General features: G+C 71.9%; 15 protein-coding genes and 1 riboswitch. Of the genes, 8 read left to right on the top strand and 7 right to left on the bottom strand.

The genetic code is table 11. From position 1 onward, the window contains the following. Window positions 1-65: 65 nt before the first annotated feature. Complete coding sequence (locus tag FCL41_RS15330) at window positions 66-1,667, bottom strand: phytoene desaturase family protein (protein ID WP_170970177.1); 1,602 nt, start codon at window positions 1,665-1,667, stop codon at window positions 66-68. A 156-nt stretch (window positions 1,668-1,823) separates the two neighbouring features. Between FCL41_RS15330 and FCL41_RS15325 the strand changes: the two genes are divergently transcribed. Then, on the top strand, window positions 1,824-2,591 hold the full coding sequence (locus tag FCL41_RS15325; RefSeq protein ID WP_137064820.1) for an HAD family hydrolase: 768 nt from the start codon (window positions 1,824-1,826) through the stop codon (window positions 2,589-2,591). Further along, a complete protein-coding gene (locus FCL41_RS15320) occupies window positions 2,591-5,134 on the top strand; it encodes a glycoside hydrolase family 65 protein (RefSeq protein WP_137064821.1) in 2,544 nt (847 codons plus the stop codon). Before FCL41_RS15325 ends, FCL41_RS15320 begins: the two co-directional genes overlap by 1 nt. Window positions 5,135-5,179: 45 nt before the next feature. On the opposite strand, the gene FCL41_RS15315 is transcribed toward FCL41_RS15320, so the two are convergent. The 3 genes from FCL41_RS15315 to FCL41_RS15305 are packed head-to-tail and all read right to left on the bottom strand — an operon-like array spanning window position 5,180 to window position 7,866. Further along, window positions 5,180-5,815, bottom strand: coding sequence for a hypothetical protein (locus FCL41_RS15315; protein ID WP_137064822.1), 636 nt, complete (start codon window positions 5,813-5,815; stop codon window positions 5,180-5,182). Then, window positions 5,812-7,146 carry a hypothetical protein gene (locus tag FCL41_RS15310; protein WP_137064823.1) on the bottom strand — a complete coding sequence of 445 codons (1,335 nt, stop codon included), beginning with the start codon at window positions 7,144-7,146 and terminating at the stop codon, window positions 5,812-5,814. The genes FCL41_RS15315 and FCL41_RS15310 overlap by 4 nt, the downstream gene beginning before the upstream one ends. Continuing rightward, window positions 7,147-7,866 carry an ATP-binding cassette domain-containing protein gene (locus tag FCL41_RS15305; protein WP_170970178.1) on the bottom strand — a complete coding sequence of 240 codons (720 nt, stop codon included), beginning with the start codon at window positions 7,864-7,866 and terminating at the stop codon, window positions 7,147-7,149. A 232-nt stretch (window positions 7,867-8,098) separates the two neighbouring features. Between FCL41_RS15305 and FCL41_RS15300 the strand changes: the two genes are divergently transcribed. Further along, the gene (locus FCL41_RS15300; RefSeq protein ID WP_137064825.1) at window positions 8,099-8,566 is read left to right on the top strand and encodes a hypothetical protein; all 468 of its coding nucleotides are present in this window, start codon (window positions 8,099-8,101) and stop codon (window positions 8,564-8,566) included. A 97-nt stretch (window positions 8,567-8,663) separates the two neighbouring features. On the opposite strand, the gene cls is transcribed toward FCL41_RS15300, so the two are convergent. From cls to FCL41_RS15285, 3 genes are all read right to left on the bottom strand, one after another. Beyond that, a complete protein-coding gene (cls, locus tag FCL41_RS15295) occupies window positions 8,664-10,142 on the bottom strand; it encodes a cardiolipin synthase (protein ID WP_239021675.1) in 1,479 nt (492 codons plus the stop codon). A gap of 75 nt (window positions 10,143-10,217) precedes the next feature. Then, complete coding sequence (locus FCL41_RS15290) at window positions 10,218-11,030, bottom strand: hypothetical protein (protein ID WP_137064827.1); 813 nt, start codon at window positions 11,028-11,030, stop codon at window positions 10,218-10,220. Window positions 11,031-11,109: 79 nt separating this feature from the next. After that, window positions 11,110-12,063 (bottom strand): alpha/beta hydrolase, encoded by a 954-nt coding sequence (locus tag FCL41_RS15285; protein WP_170970179.1) that lies wholly within the window; start codon window positions 12,061-12,063, stop codon window positions 11,110-11,112. Window positions 12,064-12,145: 82 nt separating this feature from the next. Then, a riboswitch (TPP riboswitch) is annotated at window positions 12,146-12,253 on the top strand. Between FCL41_RS15285 and FCL41_RS15280 the strand changes: the two genes are divergently transcribed. From FCL41_RS15280 to FCL41_RS17665, 5 genes are all read left to right on the top strand, one after another. Continuing rightward, a complete protein-coding gene (locus FCL41_RS15280) occupies window positions 12,251-13,309 on the top strand; it encodes a thiamine ABC transporter substrate-binding protein (protein ID WP_239021674.1) in 1,059 nt (352 codons plus the stop codon). It overlaps the preceding riboswitch by 3 nt. Before the next feature lie 46 nt (window positions 13,310-13,355). Then, window positions 13,356-15,002, top strand: coding sequence for an ABC transporter permease (locus tag FCL41_RS15275; protein ID WP_239021673.1), 1,647 nt, complete (start codon window positions 13,356-13,358; stop codon window positions 15,000-15,002). Beyond that, window positions 15,002-16,090, top strand: a complete 1,089-nt coding sequence (locus FCL41_RS15270) for an ABC transporter ATP-binding protein (RefSeq protein WP_239021672.1) — start codon at window positions 15,002-15,004, stop codon at window positions 16,088-16,090. Before FCL41_RS15275 ends, FCL41_RS15270 begins: the two co-directional genes overlap by 1 nt. Before the next feature lie 78 nt (window positions 16,091-16,168). Continuing rightward, window positions 16,169-17,251 carry a phosphatase PAP2 family protein gene (locus tag FCL41_RS15265; protein WP_239021671.1) on the top strand — a complete coding sequence of 361 codons (1,083 nt, stop codon included), beginning with the start codon at window positions 16,169-16,171 and terminating at the stop codon, window positions 17,249-17,251. Window positions 17,252-17,621: 370 nt separating this feature from the next. Continuing rightward, the gene (locus tag FCL41_RS17665) at window positions 17,622-18,995 is read left to right on the top strand and encodes a C40 family peptidase (RefSeq protein ID WP_138868073.1); all 1,374 of its coding nucleotides are present in this window, start codon (window positions 17,622-17,624) and stop codon (window positions 18,993-18,995) included. The last annotated feature ends 3 nt before the right edge of the window (window positions 18,996-18,998 follow it).

Raw genomic sequence — 18,998 nt, 5'->3', positions numbered from 1 at the left:
CTACGGCCACGCAGCCGCCCGCAGAAGGCCGGACCTGCCGTCACCCGCCGTCGGGCCCCTCGGCGTCATTTCCGGGCGACGGAGCCCTGGGCGATCTCGGCCAGCAGGTCGCGACCGAGCACGGCTCCTGCCGTGGCCGCTCCGCCTCGCAGCGTGTTGACCACGCCGGGCAGGTGCCGGGTGCCTGATCCGGTCAGGAAGAGTCCGCGCACCGGTGAGGTGACGTCGGGGCGCCGGTCGCCGACCTGGCCACCCGTCACGGCCAGGCCCAGGGCGGAGCCGCCCGAGGCGAGCGTGTGGCGTTCGTGGGTGACCGGGGTCGAGGCCTCGCAGTGGAGCACGTGGTCGCGCAGTCCGGGGATCACCGTCTCGGCGGTGGCGAGGACGGCGTCGACCATGTGCTGCTTCGCGGCCAGGTAGTCGGGGTTGGTGGAGTAGCGCTCGCCGGCCGCCGGGCCGCCCGCCCGCAGGCCCCAGGCATGGTGCTCGCGCGGCGCCGGGCTCACGAGCTCCAGGACGCTGCGGCCGGGCCGGGCGCCTTCGGGGTCCTTGAGCGTGCGCGAGGTCATCATCACCGGCACCCGCCGCGGCAGGCGACCAGCCCGCAGCTCGGCGTACACGCCCTCCACGTCGGTCTCGGGGTGGACCCACCGGGTGGATCCGTCCCACGTGCCGCGCAGGTCGAGGTCGAGCACCAGGTGGAGCGTGAAGAACGGCAGGGCCGGCTCCATCGCCTCGGCCTGCTGGAGGAGCCGCTTCGGCAGGTGCTCGCGCCCGACCAGGGCGAGCCACGTACGCCTCGGGTCGGCGTTGGAGACCACCGCGTCGGCGCGCAACTCCTCGCCGTCGACCAGCGTCACCCCGATCGCGCGACCGTGCTCGACCATCACTCGGTCGACCTGCACCCCGGTGTGTACCTCGCCGCCGTGGTCCCGCACCGCCTGCGCCAGGCGCTCGGGCAGGACCTGGCCGCCGCCGCGTGGATACCAGGCACCTGAGGTGAGGAAGTGGTCGAGAAAGCCCGCGTGCACCGACACGGGCGTGGCCGACGGGGGAGCGGCATAGCTGCCGCCCTCGGCCGCGACGACGGCCCGCGCGCTCGCGCCCAGGCCGCAGGAGTCGAAGAGGTCCGTCAGGGAGCGCCCGGCCCACTTCCGCGTCGACCGGGGGCCGGTCAGCTTGGCCCACGCGCCGCCCGGACGGGGGACCCGCAGGTCGGCGGCGACGTCGCGCAGGACGGTGACGCAGCGGCGTACGCCGTCGGCCTCGGCGGGGAAGGTCTCGGCCAGTCGTTGCTCGTAGGCGTCCCAGCCGACGGGCACGCGGACCGTGAGGTCGGGGAGGGTGATCGTGGAGGCGTCGGGGCCGACCGGGAGCCACTCGACGTGCTGGTCCACACCGAGGGCCGCGAGCAGCGTCCGCGTGCGCCCACCCGGCTCGCACTCGCCGACCCGGTGCAGGCCGACGTCGAACTCGTCGTCGCCACGCCGGAAGCTCTGGCTGCTGCCCCCGACCACCTCGTGCTGCTCCAGCACCAGGACCCGTTGCCCCTCGCGGGCCAGGAACGCCGCGGTGGAGAGGCCGCCCAGGCCAGCGCCGATGACGATCGCGTCCCAGTGGGGCGCTGCGACGGGGTCGCCGATGCGTAGGTCCGCGCTCAGCGTCATCGCGCTCGCTCCTCGAGATTTGGTCTGCCGCGCCGACTGTAGGTCAACCGGTCGGGGGTGCGCAGACGGATGCGAAGGGTGGTGTGCGGCGGTCATCACAGTGTTAGCTGCGTCCTCCGCTCGCGTACGCAGGGATGTGCGGCCTAGGCTCGCACAATGACCGCTTCAGCGATCGATGTCCGGTGGACCGACCACGCCGCGGTGCTCTTCGACCTCGACGGCGTGGTGACGCCGACGGCGGAGGTGCACATGCGGGCCTGGTCCGACACGTTCAACGCCTTCCTGGCCCTTCCCGACGCTCCCGGTGGGGGTGATCGCTCGCCCTACGAGCCCGGTGACTACTTCGCCCACGTCGACGGCAAGCCGCGCTACGACGGCGTGCGTGACTTCCTGACCTCCCGCGGCATCACGCTGCCGGAGGGCCAGAGCACCGACCCGGGCGACGCGTTGACCGTGTGCGGCCTCGGCAACCACAAGGACGTCGCCTTCAACGAGGTGCTCGAGCGCGACGGCGTCGACCCCTTCCCCGGTTCGGTCGCCCTGCTCGACCACCTGCGCGGCCTCGGCATCCCCCTGGCCGTCGTCTCCTCCTCCCGCAACGCTCCGGCCGTCCTGGCCGCCGCCGGCCTCTCCGACCGCTTCATCACCGTCGTCTCCGGCGCCGTGGCCGAGGAGCTGGGCCTGCCCGGCAAGCCCTCCGCCGACACGTTCGTGCACGCTGCCGAGGTGCTGGGCGCCCCGGTCGAGCGCAGCGTCGTCCTCGAGGACGCGGTCTCGGGCGTACGCGCCGGTGCCGCCGGCCACTTCGGCCTCGTCATCGGCGTCGACCGCGGCGTCGGTGCTGACGCCCTTCTCGGAGCGGGGGCCGACCTGGTCGTCTCCGACCTCGCCGAGCTCGTCCCCACCTCCGAGGGAGGCATCTGATGGCCCGAGACAAGGTGCACCACCCCCTGGACCGCGACCGCTACCCGGTGGACGAGTGGCGGCTGCGCGAGCTCTCGTACGAGCCGAAGGGCGTCGGAGCGGGCGAGACGCTCTTCTCGGTCGCCAACGGCTACCTCGGCATGCGTGGCAACCCGGAGGAGGGGCGTGAGGCGGTCGTCCACGGCACCTTCGTCAACGGCTTCCACGAGACCTGGGAGATCCGGCACGCCGAGGCCGCCTTCGGCTTCGCGCGCACCGGTCAGACGATCGTCAACGTCCCCGACGCCAAGGTGATCAAGCTCTACGTCGACGACGAGCCGCTGGTGCTCGGCGTCTCGGAGCTGGAGTCCTACGAGCGCGTCCTCGACATGCGCGAGGGCATGCTGCGCCGCACGCTGGTCTGGCGTACGCCGTCGGGCAAGCGCGTGCAGGTCGACTCGACGCGCATGGTCTCGATGGAGCAGCGCCACCTTGCGGTGATGAGCTTCGAGGTCACCATGCTCACCGGCTCCGCTCCCGTGGTGATCTCCTCGCAGCTGATCAACCGCCAGGACGGCCTTGACGACTTCCGCGCGGCCGAGACGCCGGTGGGTGGCATGAGCGACCCGCGCAAGGCGGGTGCGTTCGAGGGGCGGGTGCTGGTGCCGCGGGCCCACGGCAGCCATGACGGCCGGCTCCTGCTCGGCTACCAGTGCCACCGTTCCGGCATGACGATCGCCGCAGCCGTGGAGCACCACTTCAGCGGTGGCGTCGAGCCCGACGTGGTGCTGCGTGCTGCCGAGGACCAGGCCAAGACGGTCTACCGCTTCGACCTGCCCGAGGGCGAGTGCGCCCGGCTGGAGAAGTACGTCGCCTACCACACCTCCAAGGAGGTGCCGGTCAACGAGCTCTCCGACCGTTGCGACCGTACGCTCGACCGGGCGCTGCGCCACGGCCTCGACCACCTCGAGGCCGAGCAGGCCGAGTGGTTCGAGCAGTACTGGCGCCACTCCGACGTGGTCGTCGAGGCCGAGCCGGCGTTGCAGCAGGCGATCCGCTTCAACCTCTTCTGCCTGGCGCAGGCGGCCGGGCGCACCGACGGCGGCGGCATCGCGGCCAAGGGCGTCACGGGCAGCGGCTACGAGGGGCACTACTTCTGGGACACCGAGATCTACGTGGTCCCGTTCCTGACCTACACCCAGCCGGGCATGGCGCGCAATGCGCTCCACTTCCGTCGCCGGATGCTGCCGGCCGCGCGCATCCGCGCCGCCGAGATGGCGCAGAGCGGCGCGCTCTTCCCGTGGCGCACCATCAACGGCGAGGAGGCCTCGGCCTACTACGCCGCCGGGTCGGCGCAGATGCACATCAACGGCGACGTGGTCTACGCGCTGATGAAGTACGTCACCGCCAGCGGGGACTTCGAGTTCCTCGCCGAGGAGGGCGTCGACCTGCTCGTCGAGACCGCCCGCATGTGGCGCGACCTCGGCTTCTGGCGCAGCAACGGCAACCCGAGCTTCCACATCCACGGCGTCACCGGCCCCGACGAATACACCACGGTCGTCAACAACAACCTCTTCACCAACCTCATGGCGCGCTACAACCTGCGCGCCGCGGCCCTCGTGGTCGAACGGATGCGCAAGGCCAACCCCGCCGCGCACCGTGCGCTGGTGCACCGACTGCACGTGCAGCCCGACGAGGTCGAGGAGTGGATGAAGTGCGCCGAGGGGATGCACGTGCCGTTCGACGACGGTCTGGGCATCCACCCGCAGGACGACTTCTTCCTCGACCGTGAGGTGTGGGACCTCTCCCGTACGCCGACGGACCTGCGTCCGCTGCTCCTGCACTACCACCCGCTGGTCATCTACCGCTTCCAGGTGCTCAAGCAGGCAGACGTGGTGCTGGCGCTCTTCCTGCACGGCGACCTCTTCACGCCCGAGGAGAAGAAGGCCGACTTCGAGTACTACGACCCGATCACCACGGGTGACTCGACGTTGTCGGCGGTCGTGCAGTCGATCGTCGCGGCGGAGGTCGGCTACCACCAGGCGGCGATGGAGTACTTCTGGCACGCGCTGAACACCGACCTGGGCGACCTGCACAACAACACCGTCGACGGCATCCACGTGGCGTCGGCCGGTGGCGTGTGGAGTGCGCTGGTCTGCGGCTTCGGCGGAATGCGTGACTACGAGGGGCGGCTCTCGTTCGACCCGCGCCTGCCGGTCGACTGGAACCGCATGCGGTTCCGCCTCGCCTGGCACGGCTCGCGGCTCGCCGTGGACCTCTCCCAGGACGCGATCACGTTCTCGATCGTCGAGGGGGAAGGGCCGATCGACCTCAGCGTGCGCGGCAAGCGGATCACGGTGACCACAGGGGAAGAGGTCGTGGTCCCGCTCGACGGCCAGGGCGAGAGGATCGACGGTCTGATGGACAAGATCCCGCACACGGGCGGCGTCCGATCCGACGGCACCCGCATCACCGCGGGCGTACCCGACCCGGTCATCACGCCCGAGCACCAGGACCCGTACGCCGCGTGGGCAGGCCCCGAGAGCAGCCCCGTCGACCACTGAGCGCGGGGGCCGGTGCCGGGGCGAGCGCCCCGGCGTCGGCCGCTCTCAGCCGACGGGATCGTTCTGCTGGGCCGCGGTCCCCAGCCGCCCGGCCCGCTGGCAGGCGCCGAGCGCCCCGAAGCGTACGAAGAGGGCGACGGCGACCACCCCGACGAGCGCCGAGACCGCGAGCACCCCGGTCGCCCGGTCGACGCGGTAGAGCCAGTTGCTGCTCCACGGGACCAGGCCCGGGACGCTCACCAGCAGCACGACCGCGGCTCCCGGGATCCACCCACGGGTTGTCCCGAGCAGCGCCACCCCCGTCACGTTGAGCGTGGCGACGAGCAGGGCGTCCGCCGCCAGGATGCCGACCGGGAGCCCGAACGAGGCCGCCCCGAGCGAGGCGAGCGCACCGGCGACGAGCACGTAGCCGCAGCTCCAGGCGGTGCGACTGGCCCCGAGCCTCCTGCTGGACGTGGCCACCAGGGCGGGCGGTCCCTCGACGAGCACGGCGCTCATCAGGGCCAACGGGAGGACGAGGCCCACCACGGTCCCGCTGCTCACGAAGGTCCGCGGGTCCTCGAAGGGGAACATCAACGGGAGGGCAGCCCAGCTGAAGAGCGCGAGTGCCAACCACGACAGCCCCATGGCGCCGAGCCACCAGCCGTCGTCCAGGCGTCGTACGGCCAGGAACGGCCTCATCCCGGCGCCTTCTCGAAGGCGGACCAGGAGAGGGTGCCGGACCGGATCGCTCGGGCGTGCTCCGCGAAGAAGGCGCTCCGCTCCTCCGGGGAGAGGGCGGTGAACCACTCCATCTCGCGAGCGTGGTCATCGCTCGGTGGCTCGAGGTCCTCGACACCGAGCGTCCCATGGAGGTCGTCTCCCTCGGTCGGGAGGCCCAGCTCGGTGACGGCCCACCGGAAGAGCGCCTCGTTGGCGCTGGTCCCTCCCTCCCCCCGCCCGATGGTCCAGGTCGCGAAGAGGTGCGAGACCAGGGCCAGCCGGACCTGACCGTGGTCCACGCCGGTGGCCATGCCCACCTGGACGGCCTCGGGGATCCAGGTGACGTCGTACCCGTCGGCCACGGTCCGGTCGGAGACCCGCTGCCAGCTCGCCTGCGGGGTGGCGCCCCACTCGACGTACTCCTCGACCCAGCCCGCGGAGGCAGGAGCCAGCCCGGGCAGCGTCCGGATCACGTCGTCGACGTCCTGGGCGAGGGGCCGTGCGAGATAGCTCGTGGCCAACGGCAGGCAGACCCTGGCTGTGGCTCCGTCGACGCACGTCGGGGCTGCGGCCTCGGGGACGTGCACGCGGTCCGCGGGTTCGACCAGGACCAGGAGGGAAGCGGTCACGCCTGCGCACGAGGCAGCAGCGAAGGCCAAGGTGCGGTTGGCGGCCAGGAGCGCCACGACGCCAACCGCTGCCAGCAGCCACGCACCGGCCTGGACGGCGTGCACCAGGGGAAGGTCGCGGGAGAAGGGGGTGAATCGATCGTCCAACGGAGTCACCGCTGCGAGGAGGTCGGTGTCCAGGTAGAGACAGACCCCCACCGCCACGTAGGGCCCGATGACCGCAAGAGGCACCACTGTCAGCGCCGGCCACCGACGGCCCAGTGCATAGCCCACTGCGGCGAGAGCGAGGCAGATCGCCGCCCTGGCCGCCAGCCCCTGCAGGTCCGGCCCCCCGGTGACGGCGAGGCGGGCCGTCGTGAGCCAGGCCCCGAGGCTCACCAGCACGACGGCCGACACCACGTGGAGTGCGAGCTCGGCGAAGAGGCGCAGCTCCACCCACGTCCGCGAGCGGGCCGTCTGGCGCGCCATGGTCAGGACCCCGGCACGTCGAAGAGTCGATCCCACCCAGGCGCTTCCGCCCGCGACGGCGGGGAGGCCGAAGAGCAGGGCCATGTTGAGCGTGGTGGCCGTGTAGGCCCACAGGCCGACCCATGCGTGGAGATCAGCAAGCAGGTAGAAGGCGCAGGCAGCGACGGTCGGGACGAGGACTCGCAGGCCCAACGAGGGAGAGATCAGGAACACCTACGCCGCGCCCTCGTCCGTGAGCTGCGCCATGAAGGCGCGCCTGATCCGCCCGTCCCCGTCGGGTGACGCGGGCACCGTGGCAAGGAACGTCTCGAGGGCGCCGGCAAAGCGCATCCTGCCTGCGTCCAGCACGAGCACCCGTTCGGCCAGCTCGCCCACGTCCTCGAGCAGGTGGGTGGAGAGGAGGGTCACCGTGTCGGCGTCCAGCGCGCCGCGCAGGGTCGCGTAGAACTGCACACGCTGCTCCGGATCCAGGCCCACGGTCGGCTCGTCGAGCACGAGCAGCGACGGTCGGTGCACGATCGCCTGGGCGATTCCGAGCCGCCGGACCATCCCGCCCGACAGCGTCCCGATCCGTGAGCCGCGCCGTGCACCCAGACCCGTACGCTCCAGGGCCTCGGCCACCGCGCGGGGCCTGTCCCTGCGGGAGATCCCTTTCAGCCACGCGGCGTAGTCCAGGTAGTCGCCGGCGCGCATGTGCGCAGCCACGGGCGGGGTCTGGGGCAGCCACCCCACCCGGGCCCGGTGGGAGCGTAGGTCGGTGACCGGACCCTCGGGTCCCAGGACGCGCCCCCGGGTGGGTTGCTCGGCGCTGGCCAGGACCCGGCACAGGGTCGACTTGCCCGCGCCGTTGCGCCCGAGGAGGACAGTGACTCCCGGCTCCAGCGCGCAGCTCACCTCGTCGAGAGCGGTGCGGTCGTCGTACTGGACCGTCACTTCGTCAACACCGAAGGTGCAGCGTTCCGGTGTCGTGCTCCTCGCTCCGTCAAGCACTGTCGCATCCTCTGGTTGCTCGGGCTCTGGATGACGTTAGCGAGGAATGCTGGTCGAAGCGGGTCAATGACCATCCCCGTCATCGTCCGGCGCGTGGGTGACCTTGCAGGTGCCCGCTCGGGCAAAGGGCAACCCTCGGCGTGCCCGCCCCGGTCGCGCGGTTACCGTGTCGGGCGTGACGCAACACCTGACCGACATCCACCTCCAGGTCCTCACCTACCTCGCGCTGCTCGAGGAGACCGACCTGGACGAGCTCTCCTACGTCAGCGAGCTCCCGGACTCCGACTGCGAGGCCGAGCTGATGGACATGGCCGCGGCTGGCACCGCGAAGTGGGGCAACGGCCCGGACGCCTGGGTCGTGACCGACGCCGGCCGCGCCGAGCACGCCCGCGGCGTGACCGCGGAGCTGGAGAAGGTCGGCGCCCGTGAGCTGGTCGCCCAGACCCACGACGTGGTGACCCACTGGGGCGACGACCAGGCCGCCGTCGCCGAGGCGGTCGTACGTCTGGCCGCCCGGATGCGTCGGTTCGCCGGCTACGGCCACCGCCTCGAGGCCGCCGCCGAGGGTCGTGGACCGGAGGAGTGGGACCGCGTCGTCGCCCTGCTGAAGAAGGACCTGGCCACCACCCTCGGGCTCGCCTGACGCCTGTCCGGCCCCTGCTGCCCATCAACGCGGCCCCTTTGGGTCACCTGGTGACCTCAAAGGGCCGCGCACATGGGTCAGGGGGGCCGCGCTCGGCTCACTGCAGCGCGCTGGTCAGCCGCATCACGTTGTCGACGTACTTGGCGCCGACGCTGCGCCGGTCCCACTCGTCGAGGGTGAGCTCCTTCGACAGCGCGCGGTAGGTGTCCTCCACCTCGCGCACGGCCGCGACGACGCCCGGGTGGACCATCATCAGCGACAGCTCGTAGTTCAGCGAGAACGACCGCTGGTCCATGTTGCTGGAGCCCACGACGGCGACCTCCTCGTCGACGGTGAAGTGCTTGGCGTGCAGCACGTACGGCGCGGGGTAGCGGTGGATGCGTACGCCGGCCTCCAGCAGCGCGCGGTAGTACGAGGCCTGCGCGTGGCCGACCATGAACTGGTCGGACTGCTCGGAGACGAAGAGCTCCACCTCGACGCCGCGCTGGGCGGCCGTGGTCACGGCGTACAGCAGCGACTCGTCGGGGACGAAGTAGGGGCTGGTGATCGAGAGTCGGTGCTGGGCGGCGTAGATCAGGGTGGTGAAGAGGCGCAGGTTGTTCTCGCTGGGGTAGCCCGGTCCGCTCGGCACGAGGTGGCACGGCACCTGGTGCAACGACTCGGGGGCCCGACCGGTCGGCCGGTGACCGACGACCTGGAGCTCCTCGTCGGTCTCCAGCCACCAGTCACCGGCGAAGACGACCTCGAGCGACGCCACGATCGGCCCCTCGACCCGCACCATCAGCTCCACCCACTCACGACCGAGCCGGTGGTTCCTGGGCTTGTTGTAGCCCGGCTCGGTGAGGTTGAGCGAGCCGGTGAAGCCGATCTCGCCGTCGACGACCAGCAGCTTGCGGTGGTTGCGCAGGTCGGGGCGGCGGAAGGCGCCCCTGAGCGGCTTGATCGGCAGCATCGGACGCCAGTGGATCCGGCTGGAACGGAGGTAGGACAGGAGTCCTCGGTAGCCCGGGATCCGACGGGAGCCGAGGTGGTCGAAGAGCAGGCGCACCGTCACGCCGCGCTCGGTCGCCTCGACGAGTGCGTCGAGGAACGGACGGGTGACCTCGTCCAACGCCATGATGTAGAACTCGACGTGGACCGTCTCCCGTGCCTCACGCACCGCCTGGGTCATCGTGCCGATGGCGGCGCCGTAGTCGGGGAGCAGGAGGACGTCGTTGTCGTCGTGCAGCGGCAGGGCGCCGAGGGTCCGGTTGAGGGTGACCGCGGAGCGTACGGCCGGCGAGAACGAGCCGACGGAGGCCGGCGGCGGCAGGTCGCGGGTGCCTTCGCGGATCCGCGCGGTGATCTCCTCCAGGCGTCGGTGCCGCTTGCGGCCCACCTGGTTGGAGCCGAAGAAGAGGAAGCCGATGAACCCGACCATCGGGTTGAGCAGTACCAGCAGCAGCCAGGCCATGCCGGTGGAGGGTCTGCGGTTGCCCGGGATGATGCCCAGCGCCGCGACGCGCATGGAGATCGAGATGGCCACGACCACGGCGCCGGCCACTGCCGCGACGAGGGAGGCGTCGGAGTAGTCCACAGGTCGCAGCATAGGGATGACGCACGGTGGCGCGACCCGTGGCGAGCTGGGCCGACCGTGGACGGTGCCGGTGGGTCAGCGGGACGGGTCCTCCCCGTCCTCGGGCGCGGGCTCGCCGGACACGTGCGCCTCGGACCGACGATCCGGGTCGGCGGAGAGCTGGCGATGCATGTCCTGCACGGTTCGCTCGAGGTCGTCCACGTCCATCGCCGCCAGGTCCTCCGGAGCCACCGGCCAGCTCTCGAGGTGGGGGTCGGCGAGCAGGTACTGGACCAGCAACCCCTGGCCGCGGCGGTCGTGGTGGTGGATCGGCTCGGGGATCATCCGGCCCTCGGCGGTGTCCCAGAAGGCGTCGACGCGACGCGCGACGGAGCGTGCCACCTTGCCCGGCACTCCCTGCTGCGGGATGTAGGGGTGCGGTCGGGTCGGGGAGTGGAGCTCGGCCCGGTGGAGCTCGACCAGGAGGTCCGACTCGCCCTCGCGGTGGTGCTCGTCGAGCTCGTGGGCCAGGTCGTCCTCCAGCGGTTCCAGGGCGTCGAGCTCGGCCTCGACGGCGTCCCAGATGGCCTTCCAGCTGCTGTTCACCGCATAGGCGGAGCCGTAGAGCTTGGCCTTCACCTGGGCCATGGCCATCGCCAGCTGCCGCGTCTGGGCGAGGTAGGCCTTCGTCCGGGTGGAGCCGTCGGGAAGGCGCTTGTTGGCTGCCGGGACCAGTACCGCGGCGGTGGCGCCGAGGTGCCGGCTCGCGGTCGCCAGGAAGGTGTCGACCGGCGGGTACTGGTCGCGGGGCCGGTCCGGGTCGCCGGAGGGATGAGCCCCTCGGGCTCGCGCGAGCTGCTTCTCGAGGAGCTGGTGCGTGGCGCGGGAGTCGGTCAGGAGGGTGTCCATCGAGTCACCTCCGAGGGGCGAAGGATCACCTCGCCCCAGTGTGCGCCGACCGCATGGGTGGCACAAGGACGAGCCGGGCTCACGCCAGGAACTCGAGCACCTGGCGCATCGCGCGCCGTCCCTCCGGGATGACCGGGAAGAGGCTGTAGACGTGGAGGAGGTCGTGCTCCTCGACGCTCGTCAGGTCCCACCCGGCTTCCTCGGCCCGGCGCACCAGGAGGCGGCAGGCCGCGGCGAGGGTGTCGCGGGTGCCGTGGAGCATCAGCGTCGGGGGCAGGTCCGACAGGTCGGCCAGGGCGGGGGAGACCTCGGGCCGGACGAGGTCGTCGGGCGAGCCCGCCCACCACTCCGCGTAGAGCCGGATCTTGGAGAGGAAGAGCCACGGGTCGCGCAGCGCGAACTCCTCGGTGCCCGGGGCCGTGGAGGTGAGGTCGGCCCAGGGCGCGTGCAGCACCATCGACCCGGCCACGGCGCCGGACCCGTCACGGCGTACGCGGTCACGCATCGTCTGCGCGAGCGCCAGCACCAGCCCGCCCCCGGCCGAGTCGCCCATCAGGGTCAGGGGACGCTCGCCGGTGGCGTCGGCGTGCTCGGCCCAGGCCACCGCGAGGTCGACGAGGTCGTCGTGGGAGTCGCGCCATGTGTGGGTCGGGGCGAGGGGGTAGTCAGGCATGACGATCCGGGCGCCGAGACGCCGCGCGAGGATCGCGGTGTAGCGGACGTGGAAGACGTCGATCGGCTTCACGAAGCCGCCACCGTGGCCGTACAGGACGGTGCGGGTGACGGGCACGTCGCGTGGCGTGAGGACGTACGTCGGAAAGCCCGTGCAGGTGTCGACCTCGACGTCGAAGCGCCGCGAGAACCCGGGCACCAGCCGGGTCGGCAACCCGGGCTCCTGCGTCTGCTGCCAGGTGACGATGCGGCGGCGCTCCAGGGCCGCGTCGTCGAGGTCGCGAGCGCGCCGCACCCGCGGGAGCACTGTCGCGACCACCTGGTGCAGCAGGCTCGGCGATCCAGCGGGGAAGAGGGGCACGACCCCGAACCTAGGGGAGAGGCGGTGACGCGTCGGCCACCGGACGCACGAACCACGACGTGTCCCACAGGCGTATGGTGTGCGCGTCAGACAGGGGAGCCCGTGACACGGGCTGAGAGTGCGGACCAGCCGCAGACCCTACGAACCTGCTCCGGTTAATACCGGCGAAGGGAGTCAGAAGATGTCCGTGCCTGCCCGTAGGCGGATCCCGGCGCTCGCCGCCACCACCACGATGGTCCTGGCCCTCACCGGCTGCAGCCTGATCGGCGGCGACTCGGAGAAGGCCGACCGCGCCGACCAGGTCGTCCTGGTCACCCACGAGTCGTTCGCCCTGCCCGACGAGGTGGTCGACGCCTTCGAGGACGAGACCGGCCTGGAGCTGGTGGTGCGCGCCTCCAGCGACGCCGGGGCCCTGGCCACCAAGCTCGCGCTCTCCGCCGACAACCCCTCGGGTGACGTCGCCTTCGGGATCGACAACACCTTCGCCTCCCGCGTGCTCGACGCCGGGGTCTTCGAGCCCTACGACGCCGAGCTGCCCGAGGGGGCCGAGCGGTTCGCCCTGGCCGAGGGGGGCGACCTGCTCGCGCCCGTCGACCAGGCGAGCGTCTGCATCAACGTCGACTCGGCGTGGTTCGCGAAGCGGAAGCTCGAGGCGCCCTCCTCCCTGGAGGACCTCGCCAAGCCGGCGTACGAGGACCTCACCGCGGTCTCGAGCGCCTCCAGCTCCTCGCCCGGCATGGCCTTCCTGCTCGCCACCCGCGCCGCCTTCGGTGAGAAGTGGGACGACTACTGGCGCGACCTGCTCGACAACGGCCTCAAGATCGTCGACGGCTGGACAGAGGCCTACTACGGCGAGTTCAGCGCCGGAGGGGAGAAGGGCACCCGCCCGGTCGTGCTCTCCTACGACTCCTCGCCCGCCTTCACCCTGGACGGTCCCGGAGGTCGCTCCACCACCGCCGCCCTGCTCGACACCTGCTTCCGCCAGGTCGAGTACGCCGGCGTGCTGAAGGGCGCGAAGAACCCCGAGGGCGCCCAGGAGCTCGTCGAGTTCCTGCTCGGCCCCGAGGTGCAGGCCGCGCTGCCGGGCTCGATGTACGTCCGCCCCGTCAGCGGTGAGGTCAGCGTGCCCCAGGAGTGGAGCGCCAACGCCCCCGAGCCCGACGACGCCTGGGAGGTCGCCCCGGCGGAGATCGCGGCCAACCGCGACACCTGGCTCGAGGAGTGGACCGACGTCGTCACCCGCTGAGGCCCGGTCCGTGCTGATGGTGCGTCGAGCGCTGGACCGACCGACGGTGGACCGAGCGAAGCTGGGCAGGCTGGCTGGCCTGGCCGCGCTGGCGGCCGGGCCGCTGGTCGTGCTCACGCTCTTCTTCCTGCTGCCCGTCGCGGGCATGGTGGGTCGCGGCTTCGTCGTCGACGGCACCTTCGACCCGCTCGGCGTGCTGGAGGTGCTGGCCCGACCCCGGGTGGGGCGGGTGCTCGGCTTCACCCTGGCCTCCGCGACCGCGGGCACGGTGCTGTCGTTGCTGCTGGGCCTCCCCTCGGCGTACGTCCTCTCCCGACTCGACCTCCCCGCGCGCCGGCTGGTCCGCGCCGTGCTGCTGGTGCCGTTCGTGCTGCCGACCATCGTGGTCGGCGTGGCCTTCCGCGACGTCCTGGGCGAGGGCGGACCGCTGGGCTTCCTGGGCTGGGAGCAGGGGCCGGTCGCGGTGGTGCTGGGCCTGGCCTTCTTCAACGCCGCCGTGGTGATCCGCACCGTGGGCGCAGCGTGGGAGTCGCTGGACCCGCGTCCTGGTGAGGCCGCCGCGGCGTTGGGCGCGACGCCCTTCCAGGTGCTCACCACCGTCACGTGGCCGGCGCTGCGCGGCTCGGTGGTGAGCGCGACCTCGGTGGTCTTCCTCTTCTGCGCCACCTCGTTCGGCGTCGTGCTGACGCTGGGCGGGGTGCGGTGGGCCACCGTGGAGACCGAGATCTACCTGCTCACCACCTCGCTCTTCGACCTGCGCGCCGCAGCGGCCCTCTCGGTCCTGCAGCTCGTCGTGGTCGTCGTTCTGCTGGCGCTGACGGCCCGCTTCCGCGCCCCCGGGGCGCCGGTGGCACGGCGTACGTCCGCCCCGCGCCGCGTGCGCCCGGCCGACGCCCCGGCCCTGGCCGTGACCGCGCTGACGCTGGCCTTCGTGGCCCTGCCGATCATCACCCTGGTGCAGGGCTCGCTGCGTGTCGGCGGGGAGTGGAGCCTGGACAACTACCGGGCCCTGGCCGGTCGCGGCAGCGACCAGGCGCTGCTGGTGCCCGTCACCGATGCGCTGGCCTCGTCGCTGCGCATTGCCGTGGACGCGACCTGGATGGCGCTGGGGCTGGGGCTGCTGCTCGCGGTGGTGGTGACCCGGCGGTCGCACTCGCCGGCCGAGCGGCGCGTACGCAGTGCGCTCGACGCCGTCTTCATGCTGCCCCTGGGGGTCTCTGCGGTGACCCTGGGCTTCGGCCTCCTGGTGACGCTCGACTCCGGCCCGCTGGACCTGCGCGACTCGCCCCTGCTGGTGCCGATCGCCCAGGCGCTGGTCGCCCTGCCGCTGGTGGTCCGGACGCTGGTGCCGGTGCTCGCCGGCATCGACGACCGGCAGCGCCAGGCGGCGGCGTCGTTGGGCGCCGGGGCCTGGCGGACCTGGCTGACCGTCGAGGTGCCGGTGGTCTGGAAGCCGTTGCTCGCGGCCAGCGGCTTCGCCTTCGCCGCGTCGCTCGGAGAGTTCGGGGCGACGAGCTTCCTGGTGCGCGACGAGGCACCCACGCTGCCGGTGGTGATCTTCCGGCTGCTGGGCCACCCGGGCGAGATGAACTACGGCATGGCGCTGGCCGCCTCGGTGGTGCTCGCCGCCACCACCGCGTTGGTCATGCTGGCCGTGGAGCAGCTGCGGGTGCCGAGCCTGGGAGCCATGTGATGACCGATCCTGTGACCGAGACTGTGACGGATGAGGAGAGCGCCGAGATGACGGGCAGCGTGACGGGCAGCGACGAGCGCGGGGGCGAGCTCCTGCGCCTCGAGCAGGTCGACGTCGCGTACGCCGGCGTCCCCGCGGTGCGGGACGTCTCCCTGGCGGTGGCGCGCGGCGAGGTCCTGGCGGTGCTGGGCCCCTCAGGGTGCGGCAAGTCGACGCTGCTGCGCGCCCTGGCCGGGCTGGAACCGTTGACCGGAGGACGGATCGTCTTCGACGGGGCCGACCTGGCGGGGGTGCCCACCCACAAGCGCGGCTTCGCCCTGATGTTCCAGGACGGGCAGCTCTTCGGCCACCTCTCGGTCGCCCGCAACGTCGGTTATCCCCTCAGGCTGCGGCGCCGACCGCGCGTCGAGGTCGCCGCCCGCGTGGACGAGCTGCTCGGGATCGTCGGACTGGCTGGCTACGGCGACCGCAGCCCTGCGACCCTGTCGGGCGGTGAGCGGCAGCGGGTCGCGCTCGCCCGCGCGCTGGCGGTCGCACCGCGACTGCTGCTGCTCGACGAGCCACTCTCCGCCCTCGACGCCACGCTGCGCGAGAGCCTGGCCGCCGACCTGCGCGAGATCCTGCGCGCCGCCGGCACGACCGCGGTGATGGTGACCCACGACCACGACGAAGCCTTCGCCGTCGCCGACACGATGGCGGTGATGTTCGACGGGCAGGTGGTCCAGCACGGCCCGATCGCCGACCTCTGGGCGCACCCGGCGACCCCGCCGACTGCCACGTTCCTGGGCTACGCGGGCGTCCGCACCGGGGAGGCGGCCGAGGTGCTCTGCCGCGCCGCCGGGGTGGGGCCGACGCGGTGGATCGCCCTGCGTCGCTCGGCGCTCCACGTCGACGACGTCGGACCCCTGGGCGGGCGGGTGCTGGCCGTGACCTCGACGCCCGAGCAGCTGCGGCTGCAGGTCGAGCTCGACGAGGTCGGGGTCGTCGACGCCGTGGCGCCGCTGGGGCGCCCGCTCGCGGTGGGTGCGAGCGTACGACTCTCGGTCGACGCGACGAGGATGGCGACGGCGCCCGAGCCCACGGGGTGACACCGCACACCACGCGCAGTGCGGGATGCGTCACGCTCCCGACGCGCGCCGGGTGGCCGTGACCGGCCGATGGATACGATGGCGCGCGTGTATCGCCGCGCTCACGTCGTCCTGATCGGGACGACCGCCCTCATGGGCATCACCGCCCTCGTCATGTCCACGGTGCTGGACCGCAAGTTCATCGACCCCGAGGGCTTCCTCGGTCCGAGCTTCCTTCGGCTTCCCCTGCTGGTGCTCGCGGCGCTCGGCGCAGACATGGTCCCCCAGTACTTCTGGGTCGGCCGTGCGCGACCGAGGACCGGGTGGGCGGCCATCAAGAACCGGTGGACCACGCACTGGACCAAGGCCCGCTGGATCCTCGTGGTCGTGGGCATCGGGTGCTTCTACGTGACCTACGTGAGCTACCGCAACATCAAGTCCTACCTGCCGTTCGTGATGGGTGAGACCAAGTACGACCGTGAGCTGCACGTGCTCGACCGGGCCATGTTCTTCGGCCACGAGCCGGCGTCGGTGCTCCACTCGATCTTCGGCACCGGCATCTCGGCGCACTTCCTCTCCACGGTCTACGTCGCCTTCCTGCCGCTGGTCGCGATCATGGTTGCCGTCTACCTGGTGTGGTCGCGCAACCTGCGCTTCGGCTACTGGTTCATCACCTCCCAGGTGCTGGTCTGGACCCTGGGCACGGCCATGTACTACTGCCTGCCGAGCCTCGGCCCCGGCTTCCGCTACCACTGGCTCTTCACCGACCTGCCCAACACCGGGACCAGCGAGCTGATGGACTCGCTCTTCTACGGACGCAAGTCGGTGCTCCACGACGGCGACCCCAGGAGGGTGCAGTCGGTGGCTGCGTTTGCGAGCCTGCACACCGGCGTGACGCTGCTGTGGGCCCTGATGATCCAGTACACGGTGCGCAACCGCTGGGTGAAGATCCTCGCCTGGTCGAACTTCGGCGTGACGATCGTGGCGACCCTCTACTTCGGTTGGCACTACGTGGCCGACGACATCGCCGGCATCGCCATCGCGCTGGTCTCCTTCGCCGTGGGTGGCTGGGCCGCCGGGCAGAAGTTCTCCAAGAAGGCCCTGCGGGAGGCCCTCGGTGAGGTCTCCGACGTCGAGCCGCCCGAGCCCGAACCAGCCACGGTCAGGTCACGCGAGACCTGACCTCGTCCCCAGCCGCGTCTGCAGCGCCCCGACACTCGGTGTCGGGGCGCTGCGCATTTCGGCGGGCTCCCGGGCGGGAGTGTCGGTGAGGGACGTCGCGTCAGCCACCCGGGGGTGTGAATGACAACCGTGTAGTTCGGAATGACAATCGTGTAATCAGTCAAGCCGACACGCCGGAGTTTTTAAGTTTTTCTGTGAAAACTGTTTCCAATGTGACGGATGAGCACTAACGTTCCGGATGTGCCTCGGGCGGTGGGGAAGCCGCCTGAGGTGCTGCTGTGAACCGGCTGACGGTGCGCGCGGCGGAGTCGCCTCCGCCGCCCCCGTCGCCCGGTCCGGCCCACACCCGTGACCACCCGAAGGGAACCCAGTGCGCCTGCGCCACACGCTCGCAGCCGGTCTCGCCGTCGCGCTGGTCTCCGGACTCACCGGGGCCGTCTCCTGGGCCGACGAGCCGCCCTCGCAGGGCGAGGTCGAGGCCGCGGAGTCAGCGGCCCGGAGCAAGGCCCGTGCCGTCGCCGGTGTGAAGGCTGACCTTGCCGTCGCCAACGCGCGTCTCGAGACCTCGGCGGTCGCCGCCGCCCAGGCGGCCGAGGCCTACAACGGTGCGCTGTGGCAGCTCGAGGAGGCGAAGGCCGCAGCGATGGACGCGCGTGCCGCCGCCGACGCCGCCGCGACCGGCGTACGCCGTCAGCAGCGCGCGTACGGCGACGCCCTCGTGCGCTCCTACCAGTCGTCGCCCGAGATCGCCGGTGTCGCGGCGGTGCTCGAGTCCGACGGCATCCAGGCCTTCGTGCAGCAGCGGGTCACCATGGACAACGCGGTCGGCGCCCTGGAGGGTCGCTACGACCAGTTCCGGGCCTCCGCCACGGTCGCGGAGCTCTCCTCGCGCCAGGCCGAGACCGCCGAGGCGGAGGCCGCCGCGCTCGAGAAGAAGTCGCGCACGCTGCGCGACGCCGCAGCCGGCGCCGCCACCACTGCCCTCGCCGAGGCCGAGGCGATTGCGGCCCGCAAGACCGAGCTGATCGCCGAGCTGGCCACCCTCGAGGGGATCAGCGTCGAGCTGGCCACCCGTCGGCAGCAGGCGCTCGAGGCGAAGGCGGCCGAGGAGGCCGAGGAGGCCCGTCGCCGTGAGCAGCAGCGTGAGCAGGAGCGCCAGCCCGACCCGGCGCCCGCTCCCCAGCCGACGCCCCAGCCGACGCCCTCGCCGAAGCCCGAGCCGAAGCCCGCGCCCAGTGACGAGCCCAGGCCGACGCCGGCGCCGGCGCCTGCGCCGAAGCCCCAGCCCAAGCCGGACCCCGCTCCGGTGCCAGCCCCGGCGCCCGCCAAGGGTGCCGCCGCGGCGGCCAACTATGCCGCTGCCCAGCTCGGCGAGCCCTACGTCTGGGGCGCTGCCGGGCCCAACTCCTGGGACTGCTCGGGCCTGACGATGAAGGCTTGGGCCGCCGGCGGCAAGTCGCTGCCGCACTGGTCGGTCGGCCAGTACCGCGCCACCACCCCGATCAAGGCGAGCAACCTGCGCAAGGGTGACCTGGTCTTCTGGTCCAACACGAGCAACCCGGACACGATCTTCCACGTCGCGCTCTACGTCGGTGACGGCCAGATCATCCACGCTCCGCGCACCGGACGCCCCGGTGGTCAGGGAGTCGATGTACTACTGGCGCAGTCCCAACTTCTTCACGCGTCCCTGACCGCGGTGTCGGGGCGGTCACAACCGGGTTTGGGGTGTGCGCCCCGCCGGTAGCCT

The organism is Nocardioides jishulii, assembly GCF_006007965.1.
Classification (GTDB): Bacteria; Actinomycetota; Actinomycetes; order Propionibacteriales; family Nocardioidaceae; genus Nocardioides; species Nocardioides jishulii.
Note: the sequence above shows the minus strand (reverse complement) of the source record. Positions and strands in the feature narration are given on the sequence as shown.